23 protein-coding genes are annotated in these 18,609 nt (G+C 64.6%); 8 read left to right on the forward strand and 15 right to left on the reverse strand.

Going from position 1 to position 18,609, the window contains the following annotated elements; translation table 11 throughout:
- Positions 1 to 6: 6 nt before the first annotated feature.
- Positions 7 to 474: an SRPBCC family protein gene (locus IDF66_RS11355; protein WP_164306510.1), complete on the reverse strand. Its 468-nt coding sequence runs from the start codon at positions 472 to 474 to the stop codon at positions 7 to 9.
- 62 nt (positions 475 to 536) lie between these two features.
- On the opposite strand from IDF66_RS11355, the gene IDF66_RS11360 reads away from it, so the two are divergent.
- Positions 537 to 1,418 (forward strand): alpha/beta fold hydrolase, encoded by an 882-nt coding sequence (locus IDF66_RS11360; protein WP_190266916.1) that lies wholly within the window; start codon positions 537 to 539, stop codon positions 1,416 to 1,418.
- Positions 1,419 to 1,536: 118 nt separating this feature from the next.
- Positions 1,537 to 1,917 carry a histone-like nucleoid-structuring protein Lsr2 gene (locus IDF66_RS11365; protein ID WP_190266917.1) on the forward strand — a complete coding sequence of 127 codons (381 nt, stop codon included), beginning with the start codon at positions 1,537 to 1,539 and terminating at the stop codon, positions 1,915 to 1,917.
- Between the two features lie 83 nt (positions 1,918 to 2,000).
- Here the strand turns inward: IDF66_RS11365 and IDF66_RS11370 are convergent, their stop codons facing one another.
- The 4 genes from IDF66_RS11370 to IDF66_RS24035 form a co-directional block, all read right to left on the reverse strand.
- On the reverse strand, positions 2,001 to 2,333 hold the full coding sequence (locus tag IDF66_RS11370) for a CD225/dispanin family protein (RefSeq protein WP_164306513.1): 333 nt from the start codon (positions 2,331 to 2,333) through the stop codon (positions 2,001 to 2,003).
- Positions 2,334 to 2,462: 129 nt separating this feature from the next.
- On the reverse strand, positions 2,463 to 3,398 hold the full coding sequence (locus IDF66_RS11375; protein WP_190266918.1) for an NADP-dependent oxidoreductase: 936 nt from the start codon (positions 3,396 to 3,398) through the stop codon (positions 2,463 to 2,465).
- A gap of 87 nt (positions 3,399 to 3,485) precedes the next feature.
- Complete coding sequence (locus tag IDF66_RS11380; RefSeq protein ID WP_190266919.1) at positions 3,486 to 4,145, reverse strand: esterase/lipase family protein; 660 nt, start codon at positions 4,143 to 4,145, stop codon at positions 3,486 to 3,488.
- Between the two features lie 432 nt (positions 4,146 to 4,577).
- A complete protein-coding gene (locus IDF66_RS24035) occupies positions 4,578 to 4,805 on the reverse strand; it encodes an alpha/beta fold hydrolase (RefSeq protein ID WP_317628661.1) in 228 nt (75 codons plus the stop codon).
- A gap of 30 nt (positions 4,806 to 4,835) precedes the next feature.
- Here IDF66_RS24035 and IDF66_RS11390 point away from each other — a divergent pair, with 30 nt between their 5' ends.
- Complete coding sequence (locus IDF66_RS11390) at positions 4,836 to 5,060, forward strand: hypothetical protein (protein ID WP_190266920.1); 225 nt, start codon at positions 4,836 to 4,838, stop codon at positions 5,058 to 5,060.
- A 133-nt stretch (positions 5,061 to 5,193) separates the two neighbouring features.
- On the opposite strand, the gene IDF66_RS11395 is transcribed toward IDF66_RS11390, so the two are convergent.
- The gene (locus IDF66_RS11395) at positions 5,194 to 5,853 is read right to left on the reverse strand and encodes a hypothetical protein (RefSeq protein WP_190266921.1); all 660 of its coding nucleotides are present in this window, start codon (positions 5,851 to 5,853) and stop codon (positions 5,194 to 5,196) included.
- Between the two features lie 317 nt (positions 5,854 to 6,170).
- Between IDF66_RS11395 and IDF66_RS11400 the strand changes: the two genes are divergently transcribed.
- Together IDF66_RS11400 and IDF66_RS11405 are read left to right on the forward strand one after the other, a co-directional pair.
- Positions 6,171 to 6,323, forward strand: a complete 153-nt coding sequence (locus tag IDF66_RS11400) for a hypothetical protein (RefSeq protein ID WP_190266922.1) — start codon at positions 6,171 to 6,173, stop codon at positions 6,321 to 6,323.
- A gap of 101 nt (positions 6,324 to 6,424) precedes the next feature.
- Positions 6,425 to 7,267: a hypothetical protein gene (locus IDF66_RS11405; protein ID WP_190266923.1), complete on the forward strand. Its 843-nt coding sequence runs from the start codon at positions 6,425 to 6,427 to the stop codon at positions 7,265 to 7,267.
- 45 nt (positions 7,268 to 7,312) lie between these two features.
- Here the strand turns inward: IDF66_RS11405 and IDF66_RS11410 are convergent, their stop codons facing one another.
- Positions 7,313 to 7,789 (reverse strand): RDD family protein, encoded by a 477-nt coding sequence (locus tag IDF66_RS11410; RefSeq protein WP_190266924.1) that lies wholly within the window; start codon positions 7,787 to 7,789, stop codon positions 7,313 to 7,315.
- A gap of 725 nt (positions 7,790 to 8,514) precedes the next feature.
- Entirely contained in the window at positions 8,515 to 10,764 is a 2,250-nt protein-coding gene (dnaB, locus tag IDF66_RS11415; RefSeq protein WP_190266925.1) for a replicative DNA helicase, read from the reverse strand.
- A gap of 569 nt (positions 10,765 to 11,333) precedes the next feature.
- Between dnaB and IDF66_RS11420 the strand changes: the two genes are divergently transcribed.
- Positions 11,334 to 11,981 (forward strand): hypothetical protein, encoded by a 648-nt coding sequence (locus IDF66_RS11420; protein WP_387998685.1) that lies wholly within the window; start codon positions 11,334 to 11,336, stop codon positions 11,979 to 11,981.
- A 55-nt stretch (positions 11,982 to 12,036) separates the two neighbouring features.
- On the opposite strand, the gene IDF66_RS11425 is transcribed toward IDF66_RS11420, so the two are convergent.
- From IDF66_RS11425 to rpsF, 5 genes are all read right to left on the reverse strand, one after another.
- Positions 12,037 to 12,294, reverse strand: a complete 258-nt coding sequence (locus IDF66_RS11425) for a hypothetical protein (RefSeq protein WP_190266926.1) — start codon at positions 12,292 to 12,294, stop codon at positions 12,037 to 12,039.
- Positions 12,295 to 12,577: 283 nt separating this feature from the next.
- Positions 12,578 to 13,030 carry a 50S ribosomal protein L9 gene (gene rplI / locus IDF66_RS11430; RefSeq protein WP_164306522.1) on the reverse strand — a complete coding sequence of 151 codons (453 nt, stop codon included), beginning with the start codon at positions 13,028 to 13,030 and terminating at the stop codon, positions 12,578 to 12,580.
- Between the two features lie 17 nt (positions 13,031 to 13,047).
- Entirely contained in the window at positions 13,048 to 13,305 is a 258-nt protein-coding gene (gene rpsR, locus IDF66_RS11435) for a 30S ribosomal protein S18 (RefSeq protein WP_161060863.1), read from the reverse strand.
- 18 nt (positions 13,306 to 13,323) lie between these two features.
- On the reverse strand, positions 13,324 to 13,833 hold the full coding sequence (locus IDF66_RS11440) for a single-stranded DNA-binding protein (RefSeq protein WP_164306523.1): 510 nt from the start codon (positions 13,831 to 13,833) through the stop codon (positions 13,324 to 13,326).
- 125 nt (positions 13,834 to 13,958) lie between these two features.
- Entirely contained in the window at positions 13,959 to 14,240 is a 282-nt protein-coding gene (gene rpsF, locus IDF66_RS11445) for a 30S ribosomal protein S6 (protein WP_161060865.1), read from the reverse strand.
- Positions 14,241 to 14,478: 238 nt separating this feature from the next.
- Here rpsF and IDF66_RS11450 point away from each other — a divergent pair, with 238 nt between their 5' ends.
- Together IDF66_RS11450 and IDF66_RS11455 are read left to right on the forward strand one after the other, a co-directional pair.
- The gene (locus IDF66_RS11450) at positions 14,479 to 15,927 is read left to right on the forward strand and encodes a hypothetical protein (RefSeq protein WP_190266927.1); all 1,449 of its coding nucleotides are present in this window, start codon (positions 14,479 to 14,481) and stop codon (positions 15,925 to 15,927) included.
- Positions 15,924 to 16,511, forward strand: coding sequence for a GNAT family N-acetyltransferase (locus IDF66_RS11455; RefSeq protein ID WP_190266928.1), 588 nt, complete (start codon positions 15,924 to 15,926; stop codon positions 16,509 to 16,511). Before IDF66_RS11450 ends, IDF66_RS11455 begins: the two co-directional genes overlap by 4 nt.
- Before the next feature lie 4 nt (positions 16,512 to 16,515).
- Here the strand turns inward: IDF66_RS11455 and IDF66_RS11460 are convergent, their stop codons facing one another.
- Positions 16,516 to 16,902, reverse strand: a complete 387-nt coding sequence (locus tag IDF66_RS11460) for an HNH endonuclease (protein ID WP_190266929.1) — start codon at positions 16,900 to 16,902, stop codon at positions 16,516 to 16,518.
- A 69-nt stretch (positions 16,903 to 16,971) separates the two neighbouring features.
- Entirely contained in the window at positions 16,972 to 18,588 is a 1,617-nt protein-coding gene (locus IDF66_RS11465) for a glycosyltransferase family 87 protein (RefSeq protein ID WP_190267457.1), read from the reverse strand.
- Between the last annotated feature and the right edge of the window lie 21 nt (positions 18,589 to 18,609).

Below are 18,609 nucleotides of genomic sequence, written 5' to 3' on the forward strand. Positions count from 1 at the left end.
CGACACTCAGGCGAAGCGTGCGGCCAGTCCTCGAAGCGTGCTCTCGATACCCGCACCGTTCTTCTTGTCGTAGCCGAGGATCTCGATGATCTTGGGCACCTTGATCGTCGAGTAGTCGAAGGTCTCCGTGACCTCGGTCGTGGTCGGCGACGTCTCGTTCAGCTCCCACCGCCAGCGGTGTCCCATCGGATGCTGCCACTCGACGACCTTGCCGTCGTCGAAGTCCGTCACGGTGGAGGTGATCTTGTACGGAACTCCGAACTGCTTCATGCCCACGCCGAATCGCGCACCGAGGCTCAGGGCATCAGGCCCGGTCACCGGGGTGTCGCGCACAGTGCCCGACCCGTCCAGTTCGGGATGCCGATGAGGGTTCGCGACCAGGCCGAAGATGTCGGCGGCCGGAGCATTCACGACCACCCGGCGTGAGACCTTGTGGGGGCCGGAATCGACGGTTGTGACGATTGTGTCTGCCATGGTGACAAATCTACGCTCCGGCGTCCGCACGGAGTGTCGATGTGAATCGATACAGTGAACCGATGGATGACGAGTTCAGCCTCCTGGGAGAAGCCGCCGACGAACTCGGATTACGGGTCCCGATCCCGACCGTCACACGCATCGACACGACGATCGACGAGCACAGTGTGAGCGCACTGGTCTGGGGTGCATCGAGTCCGCGGGCAGTGTTCCTGCACGGTGGCGGACAGAATGCGCACACCTGGGACAGCGTTCTCCTGGCGCTGGGGATATCTGCCGTCGCGATCGACCTTCCCGGGCATGGCCACTCCTCCTGGCGTGCCGACGGCGATTACACGCCTGCGCCGAACGCCCGAGCTCTCGCCCCGGTCGTCGCGAAGCTGGCTCCCGACGCCGAGGTGATCGTCGGAATGTCACTCGGCGGACTCACCGCCATCAGCCTCGCCGCCGCGGTCCCAGACCTGGTGCCACAGGCCGTCATCGTCGACGTGACTCCGGAATCCCCCCACCGTGCAGCAGAACTCGAGAAGCAGGCACGCGGAACTGTGGCCTTGATCGAGGGACCACAGGAGTTCGACAGTCGTGACGAGATCATCGAACTCACCGCCGCGGCCGCACCCACCCGGTCGCCGGCATCGATCCGTCGGGGCGTCATCCACAACACCCGCAGGCGCGCGGACGGTCGCTGGGTGTGGCGGTACGCCAGATTCCGGGAAGCACCTGAAGCGCAACCGATCTGGGATGATCTCGCCGCGACCGCCGCACCCATGACGCTGGTTCGCGGTGGCCGATCCCATTTCACCACAGACGAAGACGCAGAACGCTTTCGGGACCGGCCCGGACCCACCGACATCATCACGATCGCCGAGGCCGGTCACTCGGTACAGAGTGACGCACCGCTGGAACTGGCGGATGTGATCTCACGCGTGCTGACCCAGAAATGAATGCCCGCGAACGACTTGCGTGTTCACGCAACAACGTGAAAGCGGGAATCAGGAAGCTCTTTAGTAGGGTGTAAAGGCTCGACAACCGAAAACCGCTGACAACGACGATTGGTGAGTCATGGCCAAAGTAGAACGTGTGGAGTTCATCGACGACCTCGATGGCAAGCCGATCGATGCTGATGATCTCAACCGCGTCGAGTTCGAGGTCAAGCTGCCCGGACGCCAACCGGTCAGATATGGCATGGACCTCCGCACGGCCAGCGTCGCCAGATTCGAGCGGGACATGGGCAAATACATCGCCAAGGCCGACAAGATGCCGCGCAACGGCAGAGCGACCAGACCCGTCCGCTCCTCCGTCGACACCACCCCATCCCCGGCACCTGCCGCCCCAGAGCAGAAGCGCACCATCCGTGAGTGGGCGATCGACAACGGTTACGAGATCTCCGATCGCGGTCGGGTGCCGGCCAGGATCGTAGAAGCCTACGAGGCCGCGCACTGAATGGATCTCGCTCTATGAATACTGCTGTTCGACAACCCATTCCGCAGAGTCAGTGCGTGATCGCAGACACCGTCGGCAATCGTTCACCCGGTATGCGAGCTCGCCGAGATGGCCATCGCGATTGCCGCACCGTAGAACACGACCATGACGACCAACAGCACCGCCCATACGACCAGCGCGATCTTGCCGAGTGCCTTGGCGCGCTCGGATGCGTGTTGGGCGGCGACGTAGTCGCCGGTCGACCACAAGCTGAACACCCGCGATGAGTGGTTGGCTGCCGCAAACGCCACCGGCCAGAAGAAGATGACCGCAGCCACCACCCAGCCGGCGTTGGTGGGAGGCACCGGTGGGGTGGACGGAATCCGCGGCGCGGGGGCGGCATCCCGATGGTGGGCGGGCATCGGATACGGGTACATGGCATCTCCTCGTGACTGGTGGTGTTCCGCCTCAATTCGCGGTCACAGGTTGGATGCGATGACCGGACCAAAAGGTTCCCGGCCGGATACCTCGGTGACGTGATTTCCACGGACCCGGAGGCATCGGAGTCAGACGCGAACGACGACCTTGCCACGCACGTGGCCGGACTGGCTGCGCTCGTGCGCACCGGCAGCGTCGACCAGGTCGAACACCTCGGCGATCTCTGGCTTCAGCTCGTCTGCGTCGCCGAGCCGGGCGAGCTGGGCAAGGTCTGCCGGGTCGGGCCGCACCCAGACGTACTGTCCGCCGAACTCGTCGCGGGCCCGTGCATCCGTGATGGAGGCAACTGTGCCACCGTCGCGCAGGAGGTCCGGCACCGAGTCGAGGGCGTCCCCACCGACGTAGTCGAGGATGACGTCCACACCAGCAGGCTCGAGTGCACGTACGCGGTCGATCAGACCTTCTCCGTAGGTCACGGGCTCGGCGCCGAGTGTCCGAAGGTAGTCGTGATTGGCTTCCGATGCCGTGCCGATCACCCGCGCGCCCAGGGACCGCGCGATCTGCACCGCGAATGATCCCACTCCGCCCGCGGCCGCATGGACCAGCACCGTGTGGCCTGATTGCAGGCCCGCCCGGCGAATCGTCTGGAAGGCAGTGAGCCCCGCGAGCGGAGTCGCCGCGGCTTCCTCGAACGACCACCCGGCCGGCTTGTGCGCGAGTGTGCGCACCGGTGCTGCGACGAACTCGGCCAGCGTTCCCCCTGCCACTTCCCCACCGACCACGTCTTTCCGGACGTAACCGAACACCTCGTCGCCCACCTGGAACTCGGGGGTGTCCAAGCCGACCTGCTCGACCACCCCGGCAACGTCCCAACCCGGTACGACCGGGAACACGGTATCCATGACCTCGGCGAGATACCCCTCGCGGACCTTCCAGTCGACCGGGTTGACACTCGAGGCACGGACGCGCACAAGGACGGAGTCGGGCCCCACCTTGGGCGTGGGGAGATCCGTGAGGGTCAGGACGTCGGAGCCGCCGAAGCGGTCATAGGTGATTGCTCGCATATCTGCACCAACAGGTTCTTCAACCGATTGATTCCACCGGCATCGCGCCCATCGACCATGCCAAGAGCCGCGATATCGGTCGGTCGATCATGAATACAACTGCTTGACAACCCATTTCGCAGTGTAAGGGCTTGATCGCAAGCTGGAGTGATCCACGACCGGACGACCGGGGAACACGTCTTCGTAGAAGACGTTCGTGACGCCTGGTTCCCGGATGAACGAGCAGGTGCCCGCGGGGGTTGCGAGCTTGTCGTTCTTTGTTGCCATGATCGCGTAGTGAACGCCTTTCTGCGTGACGGGGCCGTCGATGAACAACTTCCGGTAAACATCGGATCCCGGTGCCAGCTGCAAGGCGACAGCCATGCTCGGCAGGATCCGGGCCAGGATCGGCGACATCAACGGAAGCGCCTGCAAGACTTGGACGGGCGTGATCGGGGGATGTGTGATCCCGTACTGTGCCAGAGATCCGACACCATCGCAGCCGCCTCCTTCGGGGGCGAGCAGGACCGCGGCGCCCACGTTCGGTGCACCGTGACGTACCTTCAGGTAGTAGTTCGCGACCACGCTCCCCGCCGAGTGGGCGACGATGTCGACCTTGGTGGCTCCCGTGGAGCCCCTGACCTTCCGCACAAATCTCTCGACCTGGACAGCCTCGCCGGGAATATCACCGGCCCAGCGTTTCTCGTCGATGATACCGCCCTGGAAGACGAACGCACATGCGCCGGAGCGCCGCAGGGCCGAGGTCACAACGCGCCACTGAGCACTGGTCTGGCCGGTCGTACCGTCAGCACCGGGTAGCACGACGACCGGATCGGGATGTGACTTCGTGGGTCGACAGTCGAGCGGCGGCTCGATGGTCGACCCCGCCGGAACCGCGGTCGGAACAACCGGGCCGCTGAGTGGAGCAGCGGCGGCCGGTGCGGCCGACACCACCAGCGTCCCGGCGAGGATCGTCAGCAACAGACCGAGCCGCGCTGTGGACCGTGTTGACCGTGACACAGCCATGCTTCCGTCCATCCAATCGTCGTGGTACCTGCCATGGGTGCGTCGAGCGCACTGTCGTCTTCGCGAACCGACTGCGTGTCGGCGGCGAGAACTCACAACCATGTGTCGATGGCCAGCGCTCGAGCCGGAACACAGTCGACGACAGCGGCCGCGGCACCGGGCAGCGTGTACGCCTCATGTGGGCTGCCGCCGTGGCCCCGGAAGATCGGGGGCGACGACACGGTAGCCGCGAGCAGCGAGGGCAGGCCCGACCGCCCACCACGATCCCGAATCAGTTGTCATGCCGTGCAGCAGAACCGCGACGCGGTCGCCCTCGCCCCACCATCGAGTGCACAGACCACCCATGGGAGCAGCGTACCTGTACACGGCGCACTCACAGACGACGTTTTCGTCAGCCGACATTCGTCGCCGACGTATCGTGGGAGCACGGCCATGGGAGAACTCGGCAGAACAACGAACCTGGTGATGCTGATCGTCATCATCACCGTGGGCGTCGCCGCATCGGGGTGCGCCGTCACGGCGGCCTACCTCTACCTCCACGTCCGACCCGATCGCGACCACATGACCCGGGATCGCCTGGCTCGACGATGGCTCGTCGCCACTGCAGCGCTCGGCTTCACGGTCATCGTCCTACGATTCGTCTGGGTGTTGCTCTGATCTGACCGTGCCCGACGCCTCCCACGCAGATGTTGATCCAGCGCGGCGTCGCGCCCTGCCACGACGACGGTCGGCCCGTCCGAGTGGACGGGCCGACCGCTGTGAGAGGGGTAACCACCGAGGTGGTCGAGAACTACGACTTCTTCTTCGCCGGCTGGTTCAGCAACTGGATGAACGGCCCGACGTTGGCCGCGATCGAACCCAACCCGCCGATCGCGGTACCGGCCAGCGAAGCACCGGAACCGAGCAGCAGTGCCCCGCCGATGCAACCCGCGAGCGGTCCGGCACCGAACAGCAGGACTGCGGGTGCCGAGACGACGCCGGCAGCCACCGCACCGAGGAGGCATCCACCGACCAAACCGGCTGCAGCACCGAGGAACCCGCCAATCGCAGCGGTCAGCGTGATGTTGTCCTTGACGCCTGCGACGGCCGCCGACAGGTCGACCTTGTGCGGAACCGGCTGGAAGCGGGCGAGCAGAGGGTTGGTGTCCAGTGCCAACGTTGCCGTCTTACCCGCGACCTGCGCATTCACCGGATGTGTGAAGTCGTCGACTGCCACCGTCAATGGCACCGACTGGACCACAGCACCGTGTGCGTCGTGCAGCACCAGTTGGTTGTTGACCTTGGCAAACGAACCGTTGTCCGTGGACACCACGACTGACGCACCGTGGCGAATGACGTTCCATTGTGTCGATGCCTTGGCCGCTGCAGGCGCGGCATCGGCCGCACCTGTGGCGATGCCCATCGAAGCGATCGCCATGACGGCGATGGCCAGCAATCTATTCAGGTTCATGAATTCCGTTTTCCCCCTTGAAATCCCAGATTGGTCCGGGCCGAACGTGGTCAGGATCAAACTAGGTGGATCAGGGGATCGCCATCAGAACAATTGCCGGAGCCTGGGGGTACGGAAGGTGAACAACTGCTCGTAAACGGACGAACAGGACGTCGTCACGAGAATGACGTCGAGTGCTCGGATTGCATGGACGGAGACCGTCGAGCTTCTCGGACTCCGTCCCGGGTTCCGACTTCGACTGCGACCGCGCTTGCGCAGCTTCCTCGGCCGCCCAGCGACTTCTCCTCACTTCAAACTCCACATGAAGAGTTCGCACCGTGACACAGCCTGCACCCACACCGATCCTCGCCGATGCGGTAGCGGCCGAACTCCAGATGTTCACGCTTGTGGGCGAGCCGTTCACGATGCGGATCGAGCAGACCGAAGCAACATATCGCTCGGTGGGCGACGGAGCACGACTTCACCGATGAGGTCCGCCCAGCCACCCCGAAAGCGGTCACAGCCCTTCTCGACAAGCACGGGCACGGTGGCGCCGGCTACTATCTGCTCGAGTTCGCGAACGGTGAATGCTATGTCGGGGCAATCCATATCAATCGGCAAGCGACTGGCACAGCATCTTCTCGTACACTCTGACACGGTCAGCATCCGCGTCAAAGTCGATCCAGACGCACCACTCGCCGGCGACACCTTGCGGCGCCTTCTTCGCGAGGAACGCACGCTGATCCACGCCCTCAATGACCTCATCACGATCTCCGAGCAGACCGAGTGGCTCGCCGATCCTTTCACCGAAGACCGGCGGGACATCGATGGTGATCGCCAGTTGAACCTTTGCGAATCCTGCGTTCACGGGTCGGCCAAGAACTTCGAAAATCTCAATACAGTTGCTGGAAAAGATGGTTTGTCGATGGTCCACCGTCTCTTGGGTGAGTACCTCAGCAATTGCATCGCCTATCCCAATGCCACCGAGGGGCACTACTGGAACATCAGTGCACCACTCAAAGCCGGCCACGGCGGTCCACCGGCACGCCGGCGCACCGTCTGCTGCCTGACGGTCGGCATGGTCGAGACCTTCGTCATCCTCAAGAACCGGAAAACCGATGCATTAGAAGGATTCTTGCAAGTCAATGGTTCGGTGTTGTACGGCGACCTCGACCCCGACACCGCCTACATTCGACTCAAACGCCAGCACCCTGGCATCGAGATCAGCGCCGCGAACTACCACGACTCCGGGCCTGACAACCTGACTATCGACTTCCCCAACATCAAAGCCCTGGTACGCCTTCTCAACGATCCACACATCACCCTCGCGGCGGCGACAGCAACGTTGCTCTTGATGCGCGTGCGCAAGGCACCGGCGACACGTCAGATCACTCATTGCCCCGAACTGGTATCAGCGGCGTGGCGAGCCCTTTGAATGGCTCTGCGCCGATGGTGGCGGCGCCGCGTCCAGCCGTGGACTCTATGCGCAAACAACGACTGTCTTGCAGACACGGTCAGCGACCGATTTGTGCTGCGCGGCGTCGCCGGCCGCAATGAAGAGTCCGATCAGCGCGATGAGGTCAACGACGTGGACGATCAATCGCAGCAGCCCGCGACCAGCTCCGATGTGACTGCCATCAGCGTCATCCACGACTTCGATGTGGACGATGCGTTTGCCGAGCGACGCGCCATTGGTGCCCTGCAGAATGCCGATGTTGTAGACGCCGAGAAGGAACAGGACGAGCAGTTGGATCGGCCAGACGTAGCCAATATTGTCGTTGAATGCAGCAGCAACAAAGATTGCCACCACACCAGTCACGAAGAAGGCGGCAAGGAACAACGCGACGTCGATGAGGACGGCAGTCAAGCGCAGGCCGATGGACGCAATCATGCCTACGGGCCGCGACGGCCTGTAGCCAGCTTGTCCTGGAGCCACCAAGGTTTTGAAGCCTTCCATCAGTCGAACGGATTCAGTTTCTCGAGTATCTTATGCGGGTTGACGGTCAGCTCACTCTGCACTCCCGCACCCAGCCCGACAGGCCGGCTGATCTCCTGGGACAACGACGACGATTCTGCCGCCACTCTTATTGAGGTGTTTCAGAGCCTGGGGCTCGATCGATCACGGTGTGTCACGTGGAACATGTACCCGGTTCACGATCGCTCAGTTCGATCCGAGCGACCGGGAATCCTCAAGGGCCGAGAGGACTTCGACGCGTTCGTCCGACTCCTCGCACATCCACGTGTCGTCGTCGCACTGGGCAACAAGGTTCGGGAAGGTTGGATCAGGCACTCTTCAACGAACTCATTCCCCACGCCGAGGTAATCTTCGGCCCGTCGCCGGCTGCACCAGGCATAGACCGACCCGGAAACCGGGAGCCAGCTGAAAGTCTGATGGAAGCTCCTTGGACACTGCCCTTCACTATTCTTGCCGAGCGGCGTGGCGCCAGTCATATCCAGGTGGATTCGGCCTTGGCGCACAACTTACTACCGCCGCCGAAGGAGCCTGTGGCCGAAACACCAGATTGCCAATTCACCTGGGGCGCAACGTCACGTGACCAATCACAGGCTGACATCCATCAGGCGCCGGGCCGGTCTCAACATTCCTTCGCTGCCAGACTTGCCAGTCTCAACGCCGCCCAATCGACCTCGATCTGTCTCAACACTCCGCGATAGCAGAAGCGATCAGCCCCGCGCCATGTCCACGAACTTACTCAGATGCAGTTGATGCGCAACGGTTATCGTCGCTGTCGGGCCATTACGGTGCTTACCCAGAATGATGTCGGCCTCGCCGGCACGCGGGTCGTCACGTTCGAAGGCGTCAGGTCGGTGCAAGAGGATGACCATGTCGGCATCCTGTTCGAGCGATCCCGACTCGCGCAGATCCGACACCTGCGGCTTCTTGTCCGTCCGCTGTTCGGGCCCACGGTTCAGCTGACTGATCGCGACCACCGGAACCTCGAGTTCCTTTGCGAGAAGCTTCAATTGGCGGGAGAACTCGGAGACCTCCTGCTGGCGGGACTCCACCTTCTTACCCGATGTCATCAGCTGCATGTAGTCCACCACAACGAGTTTCAGATCCTGGCGCTGCTTCAGCCGGCGAGCCTTGGCCCGGATCTCCATCATCGTCAGGTTGGGTGAGTCGTCGATGAACAGCGGCGCCTCGGAGATCTCACCCATCCGGCGCGCGAGCCGGGTCCAGTCGTCGTCGGTCATCGTGCCGCCGCGCATGTCCCCGAGCTTGACCTTCGCCTCCGCCGACAACAGGCGCATGACGATCTCGGTCTTGCTCATCTCCAGCGAGAACATGGCACTGGTCAGGTGATTGGTGATGGAGCACGAACGCAAGAAGTCCATGGCGAGCGTCGAGTTGTGCGTGGGCACCATCGCCTCGCCTGCCAGGTACATGTGCTCGTCGTTGTCGACCTGCACGCACCGCACCGGCACGCTGCCCACCGGCCGCACGGAGATCAGACGCCGCACACCGGCCCGGCGGCGGAGTTCCTTGTGCCGGATGGCCTTGTGATGGACGGTGAAGACGTCGTCGTCGGCATCGACCCGCAGCCAGCCGGTGACCGACCGCTTGTAGTTGTAGCCGAGGCCGGCCACCAGGTCGGCGACGACGGCGGTCATGTGCCGCGTGGCGGCAGGCACGGTGATCCAGCCGTCGTCGTCGACCGTGGCGCGGGCGTCGAGCAACCCCGCGAGCAGTGCTCGACGCTGCGCGATCGACCCCCGAAGATATTCGAATGGGATGCGGCCACCCAGGTCGGCCATCAACGTCATCACGTCAACGGGACCCTCCGCATCGATCCGCATGGCGATCTCGGGATCGTTGAACGCCATCCCGGCAAGCGCCGCGACCGTGTACGGGCCGTATGCGAAGCGCTTCCGCGGCAATTCCAGCGGTCGGGTGTTGCGGATCACCGCGCAACCGACGTGCGCGCGCATCGCGTCGGTGGTGACGGTCTGTCGTTTGCCGTCGATGTCGGCCACCCACTGGTGCTGTTCGTCGGCGACGAGGATGGTGCCGTCGTTGAATTCGACCTCGTAGCACGGGCGTTCGGTCATCACCTCGGTGGCGGCGACCACCTTGGTCGGTGTGCCCTGGGCGTCGAGCAGCAGATCGCCGACGCCGACCTTGCCCATCGTGGTCCAGCCGGTCGGTGTGGGCAGCGGGGTGTCGAGGGCCAGCGCCTTGCCGACACCGGGACGCGCGGCGACGATGATCATCTGGCCCGGGTGCAGACCGTTGGTGATCTTGTCGAGGTCGACAAAGCCGGTGGGCACCCCGAGCGAGATACCGCCGCGCGAGGCGATCGAGTCGATCTCGTCCATGGTCGGCTGGAGCAGCTCTTCGAGCGGCACGTAGTCCTCGGCGGTACGGCGCTCGGTGACCTCGTAGACCTCGGCCTGCGCGCGGTCGACCACCTCGGCGACGTCCTGGCCGTCGGCGCCCGCGTAGCCGAACTGGACGATGCGGGTCCCCGCCTCGACCAGCCGCCGCAGGATCGCCTTCTCGGCGACGATCTCCGCGTAATAGCCCGCATTGGCGGCTGTCGGCACCGTGGAGATCAACGTGTGCAGATAGGGTGCCCCGCCCACCCGACGGAGCTCACCGGCACGCTCGAGCTCGTTGGCGACGGTCACCGCGTCCGCGGGTTCGCCCTTGCCGTAGAGCTCGAGGACCGCCTCATAGACGGCCTGGTGGGCAGGACGGTAGAAGTCGGCGGACCTGAGTTTCTCCACGACGTCTGCAATCGCGTCTTTCGACAGCAGCATGCCGCCCAGCACCGACTGCTCCGCAGCCAGATCCTGAGGCGGCTGCCGGCCGAAATCCTCGGCGGGGACACCATCGTCCCCTCGACCCGCTCGCCCGCCGGCAACCGACTCCAGGTGTCCTGGATCGTGCCCGCGGTCATCGACAACTGCCACGCGTGTCAAACCTCTCGCAGTACTTTGCACCACTCGACTTCGAGTGGGTCCGACTCTGTGTGGCGTCCACGGCGTTCGCCGCCGACGTCGGTCGTGCTGGCTCCGTGATAGCGACGACCACCGACACAAAGAGTCCGGCGGCGCGCCCACAGCTATCGCAGAGGCACTGTCGGAGCACACTAGAGCGACCTTCGTGTCCGGTTCAAACGGAGCTGTGCACAACATTGTCAGCAAACTGTGGACCGTCTGTGGACGCTGGCGAGTGGCTTGTGCACCCCCTGTGTACAGCGTGGGGATTTGTTCTGTGAGCAATTAAGTAACTGCAGGTCAGTGCCCTGAAAGTTTTCCACAGCAGGTCAAAGAATTCGTCTCGGCGTGTCACGCTGGACGCGTCATTCGGCGTGTTGCAGGTCAAGCCCGAACCACCTGCAACCAACAACTCGGTAAACATTCGATGTGACTTGGGTTACACCTGCTCAGAGGCGGTACCGATCTGCGGTTGTGGACAAACGTCCCACAATCTCGGAAGTTTCGGCCACACCGACGCGGGTCGTGTTCCAATGGTGGCCATGGGGCGGTTTCTGGCGACACGAGGTCGACATCATCGGTGGCAGCAACTCGTGGTGGCCGGAGTCGCCGTCGTGTTGGCCACGGCCGCTCCGCTGGCTACGGCTCCCGCTTCGGCAGCACCCTCGCCGGGACCGACGATGCCGATCGAGTTCGATCTGTCGAGATACGCACCGGTCAACCCGGCCACCTACCGTCCGCTGGCGTACGCCGACAACGGTCGCGGATTCCTGCGCGCCGGCCGATGGCTGTGCCAGATCGGTCCGACGTACCGCTATGTCGGCTGCCAGGGCACGCCCGCGACCGCACCGCCCGACGTCCGCGGTGCAGCGATCTCAGGCGACCAGCAAGGGCCCTGGTGGGTACCCAACTGGTCGAACTACCGATTCGGTGCGCCGTCGGGTTTCCGCGCACCGACCCTGCCCGTCGGAAAGCGGGTCACCATCGGCGGGGTCACCTGCACCGCTCCCCGACCCGACACCGTCGCCTGCCGCACCGGCTCCCGGGCGCTGATCTTCACCCCGGGCTGGCACAAGTTCTTCTTCCCCAGTGGCGACAGCGCGCACAGCAACAACCCGCCACCCCGGAATCTGCCGCCACGACTGCAGTACTGGAATCAGCTACCGGCAACGCCGACTCCACCGCGCTGAGCACGGCGCCGGTGTCGTTGCGGCTCACTGCAGGTCACCGACCGCCGGCCGGTCCTCAGAGAAACGATCTCATCTGAGTGGCGAACTCGAATAGCCAAGCGCGCGAAGGGGCTTCGGCGGGACGAGCGGCCCGGTCTGCCTGGGCGGCCTCCCTGGCCGTCAGCCTCGCTTGTTGTCGAGCGGCCTTCTCGAGTGCCCGCTCCCGCGTCGCAATCGCCTGCCGCGCTTGATAACCCTGAATGTCGAGGCTGGGCAGTCGCAAGAACAGCAAGACGAATGCGACGGCGCTGGTGATGACGAAGATGATGAACATGGCGAACGCCTCCTGGTGTGAACATGATCGGTTGTTCACGAGTCCTGTGGACGTTGCGCTCCTCTGCGGTCGATCCGGCCCCCCGGATCTGATGAACTCGTAGCACCGAAACTACGACTCGGCAGCACGTGCGAAACGCGTAGTCGACTACCCGAGTCGCGAGGTCGTCCCCCACGCATACGCCCCGGGATTACTCGAGGTTGCGCGTGCATGCCCTGGAGAGACGACGAGGCCGGGCGGACCATGTCCGCCCGGCCTCGTGCCAGGTACTGCGTCGGTGTGCTCAGCCGGCGACGACGGCGAGCTCGACAGTGGCCTCCACGTCGGGGTGCAGACGCACGACGACGGGGTAGCTACCGGTGGCCTTGATGTGGCCCTGCGGCAGTTCGACCGAACGCTTGTCGACGACCGGTCCACCCGCCGAGCGGATCGCGCCTGCGACGTCGGCAGCGGTCACCGAACCGAAGAGCTTGCCCGAGTCATGGGTCTTGACACCCAGCGAGACCGCCGTGAGGCCCTCGAGGGCCTGCTTGAGCTCGTTCGCGTGCTCGAGACCGCGGACCTCGCGGGCCTCCTGGGAACGGCGGATGCCGTCGACCTGCTTCTGCGCACCGCGAGTGGCCTTGATGGCCAGGCCGCGGGGCAGCAGATAGTTGCGGCCGTAGCCGTCCTTGACCTCGACGGTGTCGCCTGCTTCGCCGAGGTTCTCCACGGCGGCGGTAAGGATGAGTTTCATGTCAGCTCCCTTTCCGCTCAGCGACCGGTCGAGGTGAAGGGCAGCAAGGCCACCTCACGCGAGTTCTTCACGGCCACAGCGACATCGCGCTGGTGCTGGACGCAGTTGCCCGTGACGCGACGCGAACGGATCTTGCCGCGGTCGGACAGGTAGCGCCGCAGCAACGCGGTGTCCTTGTAGTCGATGACAGCCTTCTTGTCCTTGCAGAAGTTGCACGCCTTGGTCTTGGTGACCTTCTCGACGCGCGGCTTCCGGCTGCTTTTTGCCTTTGCCATTGGTACTCCAGTGTGTTTCTAGAAAGGTGGTTCGTCGTCGCCCCCGCCGAACGATCCGCTCGCGGGCGCGCTGCCCCACGGATCGTCGGCGACCTGCTGGCTTCCGCCGCCTCCCCCGCCGCGGCTTCCGCCGCCGCCCGAGGAGAAGCCTCCACCGCCGCCTCGCGAGGCCTTGTTGACCTTCGCGGTTGCGTACTTCAGTGAGGGGCCGATCTCGTCGACCTCGAGTTCCACCACTGTGCGCTTCTCGCCCTCACGGGTTTCGAAGGATCGCTGCTTGAGGCGACCCTGCACGACGACCCGGGTTCCCTTGGACAGACTCTCGGTCACGTTCTCCGCGGCATCGCGCCAGATGTTGCAGCGGAGGAACAGCGCTTCGCCGTCCTTCCACTCGTTGGTCTGACGATCGAAGGTGCGCGGCGTGGAGGCCACCGTGAAGTTGGCCACCGCGGCTCCCGACGGCGTGAACCGGAGTTCCGGGTCTGCCGTCAGGTTGCCTACAACGGTGATGACCGTGTCGCCTGCCATGTGTCTCCCCTTGGGTCGTGGTTGGGCACTCGCTGATCGACGTGCACCGGGCAATGTGTCAACGCTATGCGTTCAACCCTAGAGCCCGGCACCGACTGCTTACGTGTCGATCGAGGAACTGTGGATTACTTCCGCAGGACCTTGGTGCGCAGGACCGACTCGTTGAGCTTCAGCTGACGGTCGAGCTCGGTGACCGTCTTGGGCTCGGCGTTGAGATCGATGACGGCATAGATGCCCTCGTTGTGCTTCAGGATCTCGTAGGCGAGACGTCGCTTGCCCCAGATGTCGACATTGTCCACCTTGCCGCCGTCGTTACGGACAACGTTGAGGAAGGTATCCAGTGAGGGTGCAACGGTGCGCTCGTCCAGATTCGGATCGAGAATGACCATCAATTCGTAGTGACGCATAAGACCACATCACCTCCTATGGGCTAGTTCGGCCACGGACTGTCCGTGGCAGGAGGGTCGCCTGCGTCGGCAACCGCTCCAAGATACACGACGTACCCCTGACCAGCGAAATCGCCATCCGCACCCGCGACGGTTCCCATCATCCGCGACGGTCATCCGGGGGCGCGGCTGACGGGAACCGTCGCGGCTGGGGATAGGGGGTCGGTGAGTGGGTGTGGGACCACTTAGTCTGTAGCGCATGTCCGACGTCCGCCGAGCGCCATCGCGGGCGTCACGTATCTCCACCACCATCGCGGGCCGCGGCCAGATGGCCGTGATCCTGCTGACCTCGCTGCTCACCACCTGTCTGTGCATGTTCTGGAGCTATTCGGCCAAGATCGTGTGTGGTGGGCCGCCGTTCCTCGCCGAGGGCCGGAGTTCGCATTGGCCGGTCGGTGACCCGGACGCAGTCATCCCCTGTTACTCGGACCTGATGTACCTGTGGGTCGGACGCGACATCAACAATCACGTCTTCCCGTTCATCCACGGCGGCATCACCCCGGACGGCAAGCTGTTCGGCGGCGTCGTCGAGTATCCGGTGTTGTCGGGCATGTTCATGTGGCTGGGCGCGATCGGAGCGCACACGGACACCGAGTTCTTCCAGCACTCGGTGTGGTTGCTCGTCCCGTTCGGCCTCGCGGTCACGGTGATGCTGGCGCTGATGACCCGCTGGTCGGTTCTCTGGTGGGCCGCGACCCCGCCACTGGTGCTCTACGCCTTCCACAACTGGGAACTGCCCGTGGTGGCGACCGCGGTCGGAGCGGTGGCGGTGATGGCCTGGGGTTCGACGATCAGCCCACGCACCGGCGAGCGACGCCTGTCCGTGCGGACGGCCGCGATCCTCGCCGCGATCCTGCTCGGCATCGGGTTCTGCCTGAAGCTCTATCCCGGCTTCTTCGTGCTGCCGTTGGCGATCTATGTGCTCACCTACGGGACGGCGCCGGGCCACGACGACGAAGCCCCGATCCGTAGGACACTCGACTGGGCCGGCGCGGTGTGGGTGGCGGCCGCGGCGACACTCACGGTCATCGCGATCCAGCTGCCGTTCATGGTCCTCGGATTCGACGGGTGGAAGGCCGCTCTCTCGTTCCAGGGCAAACGCAAGTCCGACGTCGACACCAATTCGATCTGGTACTGGGGGCTGCGTCACTTCACGGGCGGCCAGACCGACACCTACAACTCTCTGGTGGGTCTGCTGTCGCCGATCCTGATCGGCGCCGCGTTCGCGACGGCGGTCTACCTGGGCTGGCGGGAGTACCGGCGCGATGGGCTGTACCCGTGGATCGGGGTCTCGGCGTCGATGCTCGCCGGGTTCATGCTCTTCCACAAGGTGCACTCGCCGCAGTACACGTTGTGGATCCTCCCGTTCTTCGTGCTGCTGAAGATCCGCTGGCCGGTCATTCTCGGCTATCTGGTCGCCGACTTCATCCTCGATACGACGATCTTCCGATTGTTCGGCATCTACACGTCGGGGTCGCCGATGAAATGGTGGGTGATCACCGGTGTCAACGTCGGCGTGTGGGTGCACGCGGTGTTGTTGGCATACCTGCTCGTCGCGTTTGTCCGCGCGCCACTCCGAGAACCGTTGGCGTCCTTCGGTCGTCGCCCTAGCTCGCCGGAACCCGAACTGGCCCTCGCCCGCTCATGAGCGGGTGGTTGGGCACCGGACCCCTGTCGATGGGACGGGTGACCTTGCGGCCGTTCACCTTCGACGACGTCGACGCCCTCGCCGAGGTGGTTGGGAACCCCGAGGACTACAGGTGGACGACGGTACCGACGGACCCCGGTTCCGCCCGGTCATGGATCGAGTCAGCGCTCGCCGACCCGTCGCGCCGCGTGGCCTACGCCGTCGTCGACAACGCCGACGGGCGATTGATCGGATCGACGAGCTACTACGACATCGATGCCGACAACCTCACCACCGCAATCGGATACACGTTCTATGCGGAGAGCGCCCAGGGCACGGTGATCAATCCGACGGCGAAGTTCCTGCTGATGCGGCACGCGTTCGAGGAATGCGGGGCGGTGCGGCTGGTGTGGCACACCCACGAGAACAACGCACGGTCGCGGGCGGCGATCGCCAAGCTGGGCGCCACCTTCGAGGGATCGTTACGCAAGCATCGACGCTTCGCGGACGGTTGGCGCACGACGGCTCAGTACGCCCTCGTCGACGACGACTGGCCCGCGGCGAAACAGGTCTTACTGGAGCGGATCTCGACCGAAGAGCGCTGACACGTCAACGCCACGCCTCGGATTCGACGAGGTCGGGCGGGTCGAGATCCTCGGGTTTCCCCGCTGTCGTCACGGCGCGCAGCCGTCTGAGGAATGCCTCTTCGTCGAGACCTTTCCGCCGCATCCACGCGGTGACCTCCGCATTACATTTGCTGGCGTTGCAGGAACGGCAGGCCGGCACGACGTTGAGCACGGTGTACCTGCCGCCCACCGACAACGGCTGCACGCAATCCCGCTGCAGCGGGGTGCCGGATCGCCCGCAGTAGGCGCACCCGCCCCACGCCGCCTTGATGTCGAGCCATTGTTCGGGGCTGAGGTCGTTGTCGGCGTTGCGCATCCGGCGCTGCCGTTTGCGCCCGGCCCGCGCCCGCCTGGAGTTGCTGCTCGCCATGTGCCGATCGTAGGCGGAGGAGTGCGGCCGGATCGTGAGGCACGACGTGAACGTTGCTGTCGGCGGGAATCAGGTTGCTGTCGACGGGTGGGCGGGTTCCGTCGGCGGTCGGGCGGCGCGTGGTCGCGATGGGATGGTGATCCGGTCGGGCGCGCCGTCGAGGACGCCGCCTGCCGGGTCGTCGAGCATGCCTGCGGGCCGTGCGCGGAATCCGTCGCCCGAGCGTCTGCGGACCAGGTCGTCCTCGGGGTGCCAGATCTGCCACAGCACGACGGCACACAGTGCGAGCACCATCGCGGCCCGTAGCAGGATCGCCGCGGTGAACCATTGTTCCGGTAGCCATCGGCGGTCGGGATCGAGGTACAGGGTCATCCGTGGGATCCAGACCAGCGCGTCGACGACCATCCAGGCGAGCAACAGACGCGTGTGCGGGATGGCCAGCACCGCAAGCGGGACCAGCCACAGCGAGTACTGCGGACTCCACACCTTGTTGACGAGGAGGAAGCCGGCAACCATCAGGAACGCCATCTGGGCGAGCCGAGGGCGTCGGGGTGCGGAGAACCCCACGGCACCGAGTCCGACGACGACCAGTACCACCAATCCCAGCGACACCAGATTGAGCACGTCGGTGTTCCAGGTGACCCCGGCCGCATCACCGATGATGCGATAAAGACTGTCCTGCTCGGCCGCACGATCGCTGTTGTACCGGAAGAACTCCCACCATCCCTGCGGATAGAGGATCAGGATCGGGAGGTTGACGGCGGTCCAGGTGAGCACCGCCGCCGCCGCGGCCGCAGCGAACTCACGAACCCGGCCCGCGCGCAGACAGAGGATCAGCAACACGACCAGCACCAACACCGGATAGAGTTTCGCCGCGGTCCCGAGGCCTATGAAAACACCTGCCAGCCAGGGTTTGCGGCGCGCCCAGAAGAGGATGGCCAGTGCCACCATCGCCATCGCGATGGCATCGAAGTTGGTGAAGATGTGCACGATCACCAGCGGCGACAACGCCGCCAACCAGGTCGCCCAGACCCGAGTGCGTGCGGTGAGGGCGGTGGCCCAGATGGTCACCAGCCAGAACAGGGCGAGACCCAAGGCGGCGAGGTCGAAGAACAGCACCACTTCCAGCGCGCCCGGCACACCCCACTTCGCGTGCGCCGAATCCCATTGATGCGCAAGCCAGGACACGCCGTACATGTACATGCCGGTCACCACGGGGTACTCCATGTACCGCTTGACCTGCTGCCCGTCGGCGCCCTTCTCGAACCAATAGGTCCGGTACGGGAGAGCGCCGTCGTCGAGCTTCTCGGCCCCGAAGAGACCGATCACGTCCGAGTAGCACAGATTCGTGTACTGCCGCTGGTTGTCCCAGTCCAGGCGCAATTGTGTGCCGGTCGCGGTGTTGCCGTCGGCGGGCGCCTGCTGGAGGCAGGCGGCCTTGCCGAACCAACCGAACGCCATGGCGCAGAGGGCGAGGAGGAACAGCACCCGGATCGGCGTCCACAGCCGGCTGCGGCCGATGGCCGCATGTCTGCCCACCGGACCGCCGACCACGTCGGAGGCCTCCCGCACCACCACGTCGGTACGGCTCGGCAGGACCCGATCGCTGTCGATGCGCCGATCGACCGCAGGCGCGCCGGCAGCATCCCAGGACTCTGGCGCTTCCGGATCATGCTCGACGAGCACCGGATTCGTGTCCGGGGATTC

The sequence above is a fragment of the Gordonia hankookensis genome, assembly GCF_014673215.1.
Taxonomy (GTDB): Bacteria; Actinomycetota; Actinomycetes; order Mycobacteriales; family Mycobacteriaceae; genus Gordonia; species Gordonia hankookensis.